Annotated in this window: 8 protein-coding genes; all 8 read right to left on the bottom strand. The window is 54.8% G+C overall.

Annotation, left to right across the window (positions count from 1 at the left end; translation table 11 throughout):
* Positions 1–378: 378 nt before the first annotated feature.
* Positions 379–4,041, bottom strand: a complete 3,663-nt coding sequence (locus MKY64_RS06740) for a dynamin family protein (RefSeq protein ID WP_340951711.1) — start codon at positions 4,039–4,041, stop codon at positions 379–381.
* A 372-nt stretch (positions 4,042–4,413) separates the two neighbouring features.
* Positions 4,414–4,680, bottom strand: coding sequence for a hypothetical protein (locus MKY64_RS06735; RefSeq protein WP_036697991.1), 267 nt, complete (start codon positions 4,678–4,680; stop codon positions 4,414–4,416).
* 2 nt (positions 4,681–4,682) lie between these two features.
* Positions 4,683–5,390 (bottom strand): endonuclease III, encoded by a 708-nt coding sequence (nth, locus tag MKY64_RS06730; RefSeq protein WP_036697993.1) that lies wholly within the window; start codon positions 5,388–5,390, stop codon positions 4,683–4,685.
* A gap of 212 nt (positions 5,391–5,602) precedes the next feature.
* Entirely contained in the window at positions 5,603–8,359 is a 2,757-nt protein-coding gene (locus MKY64_RS06725) for an S-layer homology domain-containing protein (RefSeq protein WP_340951709.1), read from the bottom strand.
* Between the two features lie 84 nt (positions 8,360–8,443).
* On the bottom strand, positions 8,444–9,103 hold the full coding sequence (locus MKY64_RS06720) for a GerMN domain-containing protein (RefSeq protein ID WP_340951707.1): 660 nt from the start codon (positions 9,101–9,103) through the stop codon (positions 8,444–8,446).
* A 105-nt stretch (positions 9,104–9,208) separates the two neighbouring features.
* A complete protein-coding gene (locus MKY64_RS06715) occupies positions 9,209–10,648 on the bottom strand; it encodes an N-acetylmuramoyl-L-alanine amidase family protein (RefSeq protein WP_036727191.1) in 1,440 nt (479 codons plus the stop codon).
* Between the two features lie 199 nt (positions 10,649–10,847).
* Positions 10,848–12,425, bottom strand: a complete 1,578-nt coding sequence (locus MKY64_RS06710) for an N-acetylmuramoyl-L-alanine amidase (RefSeq protein WP_340951706.1) — start codon at positions 12,423–12,425, stop codon at positions 10,848–10,850.
* A gap of 191 nt (positions 12,426–12,616) precedes the next feature.
* Positions 12,617–13,219, bottom strand: a complete 603-nt coding sequence (leuD, locus tag MKY64_RS06705; RefSeq protein WP_340951703.1) for a 3-isopropylmalate dehydratase small subunit — start codon at positions 13,217–13,219, stop codon at positions 12,617–12,619.
* Positions 13,220–13,229 lie beyond the last annotated feature (10 nt).

Genomic DNA, 13,229 nt, shown 5'->3' with positions numbered 1-13,229 from the left:
TATGCTGTTTTTCACATACATTTGAGCCATGCGCCTGCATGGTAGCACAATGTATGCTGTTTTTCACTTACATTTGGGCCACGCGCCTGCGTGCGAGCACAATGTATGCTGTTTTTCACATACATTTGAGCCACGCGCCTGCTTAAGAGCACAATGTATGCTGTTTTTCACATACATTTGAGCCATGCGCCTGCTTGAGAGCACAATGTATGCTGTTTTTCACATACATTCCGCCTTTAGGTGAAGTCAGATACACTGCTGCTCCTCACGGCGAGTCTTCAGCCACATTCAGCCACAAAGTCACTCTACGCATCATTCAAAAACTCCCAACCACAAATTTACGCACACCTTGGCCACAACAGGAGGAAACTATAGTTCTTATACAACGACGAAAGCCTGCTCCTGAAGCCGTAATTCTTCGGCGATCCGGCCCCAATGCTGCGCACCATCACCCCCTTTCAGCAGCGCCGACATGGCTGCCTCCTGTTCGGACAGGCCTTCACGCAGCTGATCTGCAGCCTGGGATAAGGCGGCTGCTGCTGCATGGGTATAGAATGTCAACAGAGAGTCCTCCTGTCCTTGCGCCGCCGCAGCCACCGCTTCTTTGAACCACGGCTCGGCAGCCGCGCGGATCTCTGCCCGGCCCGGCCCCTCGAAGAAGTGGCGCGGAGATTTGAAGCGGCTCCACAGTCCGGCCCAGTCCAGCGGAGCCAGTATGCAGTCCAGCTTCGCCGGTGCCGGCCAGCGCTCATCCGGATTCTCCAGCAGCTGAAGCTCCTGAGCCGGAATGGACAGCTCTGCTGCAGCCGCTGTAGCCGCCTGGGTCACGAATCTGCGCCCTGCCGACTCCAGCCGCAGGGTCGTTGCCCACAGCTCCTGCTCCAGTTCACGCAGAATACTGCGCTCCAGCTCCCGCCCGCAGGCGATGAAGATGTCCTTCAGGTTCCCTCCGTCTTCCCGGAGAATGGAGGGATGGAAGGACTCCTGAAAGGAACGCCCGAAGGAAAAGGCAATCCGCTGCCGGACATGATAGAGCAGCTCCGCACCTTCACGGCGCAGGTCCCGGAGCGGACGGTCTTCCTTAGCAAGTGCGGCCAGCCGCAGATTCGCCGCTTCCCGGCGCTGGCGGAACTGCTTCATTCCTTCCTCCTGCTGGTCTGCCTCCATCAGCGCAAGGCGTTGCCATTCTTCCGCGCGCCCACGCACCGAGCTTAGGCTGTCCCTGGCTGCTGCCAGAGACAGTCCCGGCAGTTCATCACCAGCGAACGCGGAGAGTGCGGCTTCAAAGCTGCCGAATCCCGAGGCCTCGTAGGCTTCCGCCGCTCCGCTTGACTTACCCTCCAGCGCAAGCAGGCTGGACACGCTGTAGATCCGCGGCGAGGTCAAGCCTCCGGCCCGCAGATTTTGCGCCACATGCTGCTTCACCTCTTCAAGCTCCGCCTCGTCCGCTGCAAGGTCTGCGGCGTTGATGATGAAGAACATCTTATCGAGCGCGAAGCTGTCTTTGATTCTACCCAGCTGGGCAAGCAGGCTGCGGTCAGCCTTGGAAAAGGCGTGGTTATAATAAGTCACGAAGCAGATGGCATCGGCGTTCTTCATGTAGCCGAAAGTTACACCAGTGTGCCGGGCATGTAAGGAATCCGCACCCGGCGTGTCCACTAGTACAATACCGCTCCGTGTCAGCGGACTGTCATAATACAGATCCGTGCTCTGCACGAAGCAGGCGCGCTTCTCGTCTGCGACCAGGCTGCGGTATTCCGCCAGGCTGACGGTCCGCTCTGTTCCGAGCAGCGGACGGGATTCCTCCCATCCGGCGGCAGCTGCCCGCAGGAAGCCGGCATGCGGCAGCGCGGAAGGATGGAGCCCGCCGGTCTGCAGCCGGGCCACGGCTGCGGTCCACGAGTCGTGCTGCGGCGTCGGCAGTTGCAGCACGCTGAAGGAATGGAGGATGTCCTCCCAGACCTCCTCCGCCCGCTTCATGGTGATGGCCGCCGTCCCGTGGGCGAAGCCGCCCTCCGGCGCCAGAATCCGCCCGACGGCAGCCGTTGCCGGATGCGGTGACACGGGCAGCACCTCTTCGCCCAGCAGGGCGTTGGCGAAGGAGGATTTGCCGGCGCTGAACGCTCCGAACAGCGCCATCGTGAAGCGGCCGCCGGCGAGATCCTCCGCCCGCGCCGCCAGGCTGCGCGCAGCCGAGGCCATGGCCGGCTCGCTCCGCAGCACCTCGGCCGCCGCGTGCAGCGCCGCAGCGGCCTGCGTCAGCCGGCGGCGCCCGCCCGCCGGCGTTGCCGTTCCCGCCGCCCAGGCCGGGGCGGCGGCAGGGCTTGCCGCCGCTGCCACGCGCGGCGGCGTTTCCGGGCTGGCGGCGCTGAGCGCGCCAGCCGCCAAGGGCGGCACCCCCGGCAGCGCGCCGGGGGTGAGGGTGCGGCGCGGCGGCAGCAGCGCCGCAAGGGCGTCCGCGCGGGCGGCAGCCGCGCGGTCCAGGGCGGCCAGCGCGGCGTGGGCTGCAGCCTGCCGCCGCAGGGCAGCTTCGCGGCGCGCAAGCTCCGCGCGCCGCTCCTCCACCAGTGGCGGCAGCGCATCCAGCAGCGGCTCGCCGAAGGCCAGGACCGCGCGGCGGAACTGCGCCTTAATCTCTGCCGCAAGCGTGCGGCAGAAATTAAGCAGCGCCTCGCCCGAAGCTCCGGTCCCCGGCTTCACCTGATCCGCCAGCCACTGCTGGCTCACCGCCGGGAAAGCCTGCTTCAGCAGAGGCTCCGCCTCCTCCTGCCACAGCTCCAAGCCTTCCGCCCATTCGCGCACGAGCTGAAGAGTGTGCCACTCCAGCTGGGCAGTGATCTCTCTCTGCTGAAGGCTGTGCCAGTGCAGCAGCCGCGCTCCCTGCTCCTTCTCCCGCTTCGCAGCGGTGAAGAACAGGCCGCGCCGGAAGCCCGGCTGGAGGCTCCCGATGTATGCACCCGCCGCGTCCCGCAGATCGGCCGGCATCAGATTCGTGTTGCCGAGCAAGGCGTCCAGCCTGCTGCGCAGCTCAAGCCGCGCCTCTTCAGGCAGCTCCTCCAGCGATGCTTTCTCCTGCATCGTTGCCCGGAGCTCTGCTTCCACAGCTTCCGCTGCTGAACCGCCTGCCTCTTCCAGCAGCGCAGCCCGCTCCTCCTGCTGCTCCTCACGATAATCCGCCAGGACAGCATCCGCCGTATGATGCATGGAGCGGGACAAACTGTACTCCAGCAGCCCCTGCCGCTGCTCCAGCAGACCGGAGATCACCGCCAGCAGATCCTTCCACTGATTCAGCGGATGCTCCTCCACCTTAAGCGAAGTGAACAACAGTCCCGCAGAATGAATCCCCCATTCCCGGAAAGCGCTTTCCACTTGCTGCCGGTATTCCTCCAGCGGAATTTCCTGCTCTCTGTGCTTATCGATCTGATTGATGATCAGGTACAGCGGCTTGCCCCAGTCGCTAAGGCTTTTGGCAAACGCCAGATTATTCTCCGACTGTACATGATTGTAATCCATCACATAGAACACCGCATCTGCCAAATGCAGCGCCGAGCGGGTCGCCGCCTGATGGCCCTCGTCTGTCGAATCTACGCCGGGAGTATCCATCAGCACCCCGTGATTACCCAGCACCGGGACATCCTCCCACACCTCTATCGCTGAATATTCAGTTCCCTGGCGGCAGTAATCCTGAAGCCGGTCAGGCGTAGTCTTGATCACGCCGGGATTCCCTCCGGTGCTTCCGTCCACCGGATGAAGCAGCACCTGCGGTGCTCCGCTGCGGATCGATACAATATTGGCGCTGGTTGGAACCGGACCCGAAGGCAGCACGGCCTTACCACAGAGCTTGTTAATCATGCTCGACTTTCCCGCCGAGAAATGTCCGCAGAATGCGAGTGTCAGCTCATCTGCCTGCTCCTTGACCTTTAGATCCGCTACGATCTGCGCACTCTTCTGTTCTCCCCATTGCCTCAGCCGCTCCTCAAGCAGCCTAAGCGCTGACGACCCCGCTGTAACCTGCTTCACTCTTTCCCGTTCTGCTCCCACAACATCCCCGCCTCCACTGCGATCTATAGCTTCTTTCATTATTATTACATTTGTATGATTTATCTCACTGCAAGAATAGAACAATTATATTTTATCATCAGATCGTCACAAATCAAATGTCCACATTTACAAAATCAGCTATAAACCTTCACGAAAAACAAGATTTCGCAGATGGCATTCCAATCTCGCCCGTAAATCCTGCTTATATGGGTTCGCAAAATAACCCCACAAAGTGGGGCTTTAGCGTAGGTGATGACTCAGGTACTTTGCGGGGACCCCAAAACATATACATTCTTATCTGTCAAAAAAAGAGGCTGCCCCGTTTGCCACTTCGTGGCTATGGGACAACCTCTCTAATCAACTTCAACCGAATTAAGCTGTTTCCAGCACGGGAAGCAGGATTTCAAAGACTTTGCCGTGCTGCAGAATGGTCAGGCCACGGGATTTGTCTTTCATTACGACAACCTCTGGCTTCGCGGACATACGCTCCAGGTAGAACTCAGGCACATCGCCGGAATGGCTGATTGTGATGCCTTCCACTTCCTGCTCTTCGTTCTCTTCCATCGGGCTGTCCACAACGCGGTCAAAAATATCAGAGAACGCTTCAAAATTATCAGTATATACAGAAATGCACTTCATCTCTATCCCATCCTCTTCTTCTCTAATTCTTGGTTAGCTTTCGTATGATCCTTAGCTTTCCTGATTACAGCAGTTTTCATACGTTTTTTGCCCTCCCGGCATACATCCAGCAGCGGGCAGATCTGGCACCCGGGATTCTGAGCCTTACAGTGATATCGCCCGAAAAAGATCAGCCGGTGGTGCGTCAGCGTCCATTCGTCACGCGGCACCGCCTTCATCAGCTTCTTCTCCACTTCCAGCACGGAATCTTTCCAGCCCGCAAGTGCGAGCCGTTTGGCTACCCGTTCCACATGAGTATCCACGGCAATCGCCGGAACGCCAAACGCATTGGAGACGACCACATTGGCAGTCTTGCGTCCGACACCAGGCAGGGTTACCAGCAAATCATGGGCCTGCGGCACTTCACCCCCGTACTGCTCAATCAGGATTGCGCAGAGGTTCTGAATATGCTTGGCCTTGTTGCGGAATAGACCAATCCGCCGGATATCCAGCTCCAGCTCTTCCAGCGGCACTGAGATATAGTCGATCGGAGCCTTGTACTTCTGAAACAGGTCCTCGGTCACCTTGTTCACTGTTGCATCCGTACATTGAGCTGAGAGCAGCACGGCTATAGTAAGCTCAAAAGCGTTGCTGTGATTCAGCTCACAATGTGCATCAGGGAACATGCCTCCGATAGTGTCCAGGATGTGGCGGACCTCTGCAGCTTTCATAGCGTCCCCTCCACGGAGCAGGTATGACTGCAAGTTCTCTTACAGCATATCTTCTCAAATCTGAAGAAATATAAGCAAAGATACATTATATCGTATACTTTCATAGCGTTCAAGCGAACACCCTGCTGCCCTTATATTTCAAAAAAAACGCCTTGATCCAAGGCAAAACCAAGGATCAAGACGGTGTTTCACACGGAAAATCACCAAAACGATTATTGTTTCACAATTTCTACAACCTTGCCGTTGTTGAAATACATTATAATATTATCATTTTCTTTGAGAGATTGCACGGATAAAGTCGTGTCACCTTGATGAATATATACATTTGGGGCAAGACCAAACGTATAATTCTCAGTCAGCGTGGCGCGTTTGGTCAATATTTCATTCGTTGCGCTCTCATAACGGGCGAACGTCCGGTTCAACTGACTGAACACGGAGATGATCACTACACCGCTGGCATCCTTACGCACCAATACCCGGTCTGCTGTGGTAAGTCCGCTCAGAGCGTTCGTTGCAACACCGTCCCGTAGGATTCTCACTCCGCTGCCCGCAGTGAAAGGCTGGGAGGCTCCTGTATAATCCTTCACGGTGAACGTACCTGCTGCGGCATCCACTGCCGTTACCTGTCCGGCAACCTGTTTAACCGTCTGCAGGGACAGCGGTGTGGAACCGTCGAAGCTGAGATTCACGAAATCTCCGGCCTTCAGCTCAGTCAGCGCGATCTTCTGGCCTGCTTCGTTGGTAAGCGGCACATTCGCCAGGTTCAGCTCGCTGCTGTTGCTGCCATCCTCAAGCTTCACGGTCATTTTATTAGTGCCCGCATTGATGGTAGCAATCTCGAACTGGGACGACCCGTTCACACGCAGCACAGAGATGAGCTCCTGATTGCTGGCAAGCACTGCCGTTACCGGCACATTGAGCGGAACATCGGTGATGACTGCCCCGCTTTTGCCAAACATTTCAATGGCCTGCGGATAAGACATCGTCAGCAATTGTCCGTTGCCCAGCTTGAACACAATCGTTCTGGCCGAAGTATTGATAGCCGTCAGGGTGCCGGAATATTTGGTCGTCAAATCAACAGACATTGCACGCTCATTAATGGAGGTCACATCAATCTTGCGGTTCTCAACCAGTCTGGACCCCATCGTGGTCAGCGAAGTGGTAAGCAGTCCGCCGTACGACATCTTTGTTTTCTCATCCATTTTGACCACATGAGCCTTGCCGTTATTGTCCGTGAAGGTCAGGTACTGGGTCTTAGTGTTATAATCCACAACGGTAGCAGCAGTGTACTGTTCAATTTGACGGCTCAGCACCTCAATCTTGGTCACCTGATCATTGCTGTTCAGCGTAAGCTGCACATTGTCTCCGCCTGTTTTGTCAGCAATCAGGTCAGCCATCACCGGACTTACGGCGTTCGGAATCACAATGGCCGGATTAGTAGCAAGCAGATTAACCTCACGGGTGCCATCGCTCTTCTGATAGACTATCGTCGAATCTGTCAGCTCATAGATGAAGCCCTTCACTATGCGTTCCACTCCCGAGGTTACTTCCACGGAACGGATCGCATTATCCTTGATGGTATACGAGACAGCAGCACCGGCTTTCAGCTCTGCGGGCTGAATAATAGAGCTCTGGGAGCTGAACAGCGTAGTCCCTTCTTCCCATTTGAAGGTTTCAACTGTGCCGTCGGCATTCTTGAATGTAATGCTCTTGGCAGCAGTGTCAACGCTTTGAACCGTGCCTTTAGCCGTCTTGTTCACAATACCGGAAGTGACCTGCACCTTCACAACCTTGCGGGAACCGGTGAAGGTTTCACGCAGCAGCGTAAGCTTGCTGCCGGCGGTAATCGAAGCAGGCTGAATAACGGCTCCATTCACATCCAGGAAAGCCGTGCCTGAATCGTAGGGATACTGATCATATCCGTTCGCGGAATCGACCCAGATGATACCCGGCGTATGCTTGGTGAATACACCTTCCGCCTGCTCAACCTGAACTGCCGGGTCTGTCAGCTCTACATATGCTGCGCTATAGGTAGCTCCAATTACAGTTACTTTCGTATAGGGCTGGATCTCGTTCAATGTGATGCGATTCTCGGAGGTACTGGTGTAGTAGGCGGTATTGGCATTCAGAGTGAATTCCAGCGTATTGCCGTTAGTGTACAATCCCAGCTTGCCGTCTTTGAGAGCACTTATTGTTCCTTTGAACGTATTGTCGTATTCCAGGCTATTATGCGCTTCAGCACGGCTGAAGAAGGTAGCCAGCTGTGCACGGGTCACAGCGCCTTGCGGATCGAAGCGGTTGCCGGTTAGCCCGTTAGCCAGTCCCAGCTCCACCGCTGTGTTAATATAGCCGCGTTTGTTCGCGGACACTTTGGCATCATCAGCAAAGCCTGTCGGCCGGCCCGCAGCCGCAGAAGCGGATGCACTCTGGCCAAGCGCACGAATCAGCAGCTCAGCGACCCATTCACGACTGGCCTTTCGCTCGCCCCACGAGCTTTTTAGATTATCTGCAGCCATCTCCGTGGTCTTATCCAGCAGTCCTTGCTGAAAGGCCAGGATTACATATGGCTTATAATAGTTCGTAACAAGGAAATCATTAGGCAGCGCAACTTCGGTACTGGTGTTCACATTTCCCTGCAGCTTCATGAAGCGTAGCGCCATCAGCACCGCTTCCTGCTGGGTCACAGAATCGCCAGGACGGAACAGGCCGTTATTGCCGACCACAATTCCCTGGGTTGCCAGCTTATAGATATGCTTTTCGGCCCAGAAGCCTGTCTTGACATCACTGAAGATCCCTGAACTAGTTGCAGCCGTCTGCGAAGTCGCTGCAGCAACGGTTGCTCCGGTTGAAGCGTTGTCGGCAAAGGCAGCGCCTGCCCCGCCAAGCACCATCGCACCGGCCAGAACGGCAGATACCGCTTTTACAGAATAAGATTGAACCGTACGCTTTAATCGTTTTGGACCGGACAATTCGATATTCCCCTCTCTATGGCTTATCTGGATTTTCTATGTTGTTAATTTCGTTAGCCATCCGGCTTATTCCTGCCAAATAGCCTACAATCCGTTGTTCTCGCGGGTGATGGGATGCATAAGATCCACATGCCCCATCAGACTCTCCACCTGTTCTCCGTCTACCAGCACATCGATATTTTTCACTTCATCGAACTGGAAGAACATCTTGGACAATGCGTCGATCGCCAGAGCCTCGCCGCCTGCGCCAAGCTGTGCCTCATCCGGCTTATGAATATCCATCACAATCTGTCCATTGGAGAACTCAAGTGATTTCAGTTCAATCTTGTTCCACAGCGGAATCTGGTCAGCATTATCGCTCTTCTGGAGTGTTTTGAAGGCTTCCTTATATTTCTCCTCCGCATTCTTGAAGGTGATGGAGACATCAGCAGGAATCAAGTCGTTCTGTTGCAGGTCTGTATAATACGTCTTGATCTTGAGGCTCTGCTTCTCAGGCACTGCCGGTGCCTCCGTAGCCGCCGGAGTAACCGTTGCTGCAGGCTCAGGCGTGCTTGTAGCTGCCGGTGTGGCAGCGGGACTAACGGTACTGTCATTCCCGGCATTGTTTCCTTCAGCGCCGCTGGATACCGAGGTTGAATCCTGACCGGACGCATCGGCCGGTGCAGCAGTAGGTTTGTCGCCGCAGCCCGAAATTACGAGAAGCAGCAGCGCAGCGATCCCTGCATATGTCAATTTCTTGTTCATTTGATTAACCCCCTCAGATGAATATGGGCAGGAGGGACCGCAAAGTCCTTTTGACCGCAATATAGGGTCTTTATCCGACTCTGCGGCCCCTGCTGCCGCCTGTTGTTATTGAATCCCGAGATACTCTTTAATTCCGCTGACCATTGATGCGGCTACATTGTTCTGCAGTGCTTCAGTGAACAGCAGAGCCTCGTCTTTCTTATTGCTGAGATAGCCCACCTCAAGCAGTACCGCAGGCATCTTCGTCTCGCGTATCACATGGAAGTTGCCGTAACGCACTCCCCTGTTGCTAAGCCCGGTTGCCTGCACAAGATACTTGTGCATCACATTGGCCAGAGCCTTGCTCGCGTCCCGCTGATAGTAGGTCTCCGTTCCGCTCGCAGCCGCTGATCCGCTGCTGTTGGCATGAACGGATATGAACAAATCTGCACCGAGGTTATTGGCGATTGCCGCCCTTTCCTTCAGTTCCAGGAAGGTATCATCGCTGCGCGTCAGCACCACGTCAATCTTGTTCTCCTGCCTCAGCAGCGCAGCCGCCTTCAGAATCACAGCCAGGTTGAAATTCTTCTCATATTTGCCGGTAACGCCTACAGCCCCTGAATCCTTCGCGCCATGTCCGGCATCGAGCACAACCAGCTTACGCCCGCTGTTGCCGGGCTGCGTTGAAGTGTCGCCTGGAGCCTGTGCGTTCAAATCAATGACAATGAGCTTGGAGGAATCTCCCGATACCTCTACGCTATAATTTTTGGGGGTATTAAGATCAATTACAAATCGGACAGTATAAGGATTAGTGCTATACAGCGAATAGCGGATACCGGAGACATCCGGATAATCCGTAACTGTCAGGTTCCCGTTCAGGTCAGGATCAAGTATTTGTCCTGTTCCGAATATATCCGAGAACGTGGCATTCGGCAGATCAACGATGATTCGGTCCGGTCCGCTGATCTTAGAGACCTTAGGCTCGGCATTGCCGTCTATGGCAATCGTGAACCGGTTCTCATTGAAGCTGATGCCGTTGATCATGCTCAGGCTGCTTGAGGGTTCTCCCGGCGGCACTACAACCGTCCCTCCGTCCCCATTACTTTGTTCCGGGTCAATGTTAGGCTCGGAAACCGGCGGGGTAATAAGATCTACAACCTTCTTCGTGTTATCCCATTTGACCGTAAGTCCGAACTGCTCACCAATGAACCGGATCGGTACGAGCGTCGTGCCGTTCCGCAGGAGAGGGGCCGTTGACATAATTACCGTCTTGCCATCGACGGATGCCGCAGTCTGATCTACGATCAGCTGAATGGCCTTTCCCTGCTGTTCAATCTTGATGGTCTTGCTTGTCTGATTCCAATCCACCTTGTATCCAAGGTTCTCAGCGATCATTCTTAGCGGCACCATGATGGAGTTATTTACATTTTCCACCGGAACGTCTTGTCCTGCATTCAGTTCCTGGCCATCCAGGAAGATCTTGTTCTGGCCAGCAGCGGCTTGTCCATGCCCTGGCAGCACCACAACAAAGAGCAGCAGCAACAGCATAAAAGCAAATTTCTTCATTCTTCACCTCTAAGACTCTAGTATTCCGCCCCCAATCGAGCGTTCTTGATGGCATGCCAACTGACAACCTTCGACATAGTGTAGACGCCTTTAGAACTTAAAAGTTGCGAATAAATCCCAACCAAAGTGGAAATGTCTGTGTATTCCCTATAGTTAAAAGGTATGTAGTGCGGTTACAGACAACTCCGCTTATGCAGTGTTACAAACCAAGATATTCCTTAATTCCAGCTACGATTTCGCGGGCCAGATTATTCTGCAGCTGTTCACTATACAGGCCTGCTTCATCCCCCGCATTGGTCAGATACCCCGCCTCCAGCAGAATCGCAGGCATCCGGGTCTCCCGGGTGACATGCAGACTCTTAGAGCGGACGCCGTTGTCTTTGAAGCCGGTTCCCGCTACCAGATGCTTTTGCATAATCTCGGCAAGCGGCAGGCTCTCACTGCGGCTATAGTACGTCTCACTTCCGTTAACTTTGCTCCGGTTCGGATAGGATACATCCAGTGAATTCGCATGAAGGGATACGAACAGCGTAGCATTCGCCGCTTGGGCAATCTTCACACGATCCTGGAGACCCAATGTAATATCCGATGTACGGGTGTAGACGACATCAGCCCAGCCTTCCTGCGTCAGAATAGCTCCGGCTTTCAGGATGACCGCGAGATTGAAGGTCTTTTCCAGCTTGCCTGTAAGGCTAACCGCACCCGATTGCTTTCCCCCGTGTCCGGCATCAAGCGCAATAACCGGTCTCCCGGTGAATACCGGATTCACGGGGGCCCCCGTTTCGCTGCCCGTTACATTGAGATCGATTGTGACTAATCCTGTACTCTCATCTGTACTTACTTGATAATTCTGGTAGCCCGTAGTCTGGATTACGAACCTGACCGTCGGGGGATTCGTACTGAATAATGCATAACGTATTTCAGTTACAAGCGGGTAGCCGCTCACATCCAGCTTGCCCTGCGGACTTCCTCCAGTAGATACGCCCGGGAAGCTCCCGCTGATATCAGGGGCAAATGCCGCTCCGGCAAAATCCACTACGATCCGGTCGGGTCCGGTAACTCTCGTAACCGTAGCCTTGGCTCCTCCGGCAGCGGCTACAATCAGCCGGTTCTCGCTGAATACCGCCCCTTTCACTACAGGGGATGTAGCTGGCGGAGTCGGAGCAACTATAACACTTCCGTCCAATTCCTCCAGAGTCTCTGTGCCGCTCTGAGGCGGAGTGGTTGGTGACGGGGACTGAACTGCCCCTGGAACCGCTTCGGTTGATTCTGATGGAGCTGGGGTGGCTGACGGCAGCGGATCTGAAGCGACTGGCGCTGTCTCCGTTATTCCTCCGCTCAAGTACACCGTCTTATCCGTATTGTCCCACCCGACGCTAAGACCGAATTGCTCACTGACAAAGCGGATAGGCACCAGTACCGTCCCGCCGTTCTGCTTAGGCGCAGCATTGAGCGTCAGGTTCACTCCATCGGCTTGTGCGGTGGTACTGCCGACTGCAAGCTGTACGGATTTGCCGTCCTGCTGGACAGTTACCTTGCGGCTGCTCTGTTCCCACAGCACTTCGAAGCCCAGATTCTCCACCACTACACGGATCGGAATCATAACGCTTCCATTCACGTTCTCGAGGATTACCCCCTTAGGCAGTGCAAGCTCCTTGCTGTCCATCACGATCTTACCGGGGGTTGTTCCGGCTGCCGCAGCTTTGTGGCCGGCGAATGACAGGAGGAGCAGTGGCAGCAGCAGTAGAAGCAACACCCGTTGTCCGGCTTTCTTCATCCTTTCCTCTCCTTTGGTCCATTGATAGATTTGCAGATAAGATTAAGACGACAATAATCCCCAAAAGTTGCCTTCGCAGGCAATAATATCTCGATTATAGCAAAAAAACTTCTATTTCCGACACCCGGAAATAGAAGTTTTGTGTAAATACTAAGAATAAATATGCTTCAGCCGTTAACTTAACTTAGCTCTTAGGCAAAAAGCTTGGCTGCATGACGCTCTTCATAAGCAGCAATCTCATCGGCATGCTGAAGTGTCAGGCCGATATCATCCAGCCCCTGCAGCAGGAACTGGCGGCGGTGCTCATCCAGCTCAAAGGTGATGGCCAGACCATAATCATCACTCAGCTTGTTGTTCTCCAGATCCACTGTAAGCGTGTAGCCCTCATGCTCTGCCGTGCGGCTGAAGAGATCGTCTACCTGGACCTCTGAGAGCTTGATCGGCAGAATGCCGTTCTTGAAGCAGTTGTTATAGAAAATGTCGGCATAGGATGGCGCTATGACCACTCTGAACCCGTAATCCATGATGGCCCAAGGCGCATGCTCCCGGGAGGAGCCGCAGCCGAAATTCGCGCGGGAAATCAGCACAGAGGCTCCCTCATAACGCGGTTTGTTCATCTCAAATGCCGGATTGTCATTCCCTGCTTCATCAAAACGCCATTCGTAGAATAGAAATTGGCCAAAGCCTGTGCGCTCGATCCGTTTCAGGAACTGCTTGGGGATAATCGCGTCCGTATCTACATTAACCCGGTCTACCGGGGCTACAATTCCTGTTAACTTCTTGAATTCTTCCATTGCTGAATCC

The sequence above is a fragment of the Paenibacillus sp. FSL R7-0210 genome (genome assembly GCF_038009085.1).
Lineage (GTDB): Bacteria > Bacillota > Bacilli > Paenibacillales > Paenibacillaceae > Paenibacillus_AQ > Paenibacillus_AQ silagei.
The sequence above is the reverse complement of the archived record's forward strand: the minus strand, read 5'-3'. Positions and strand labels throughout refer to the sequence as shown.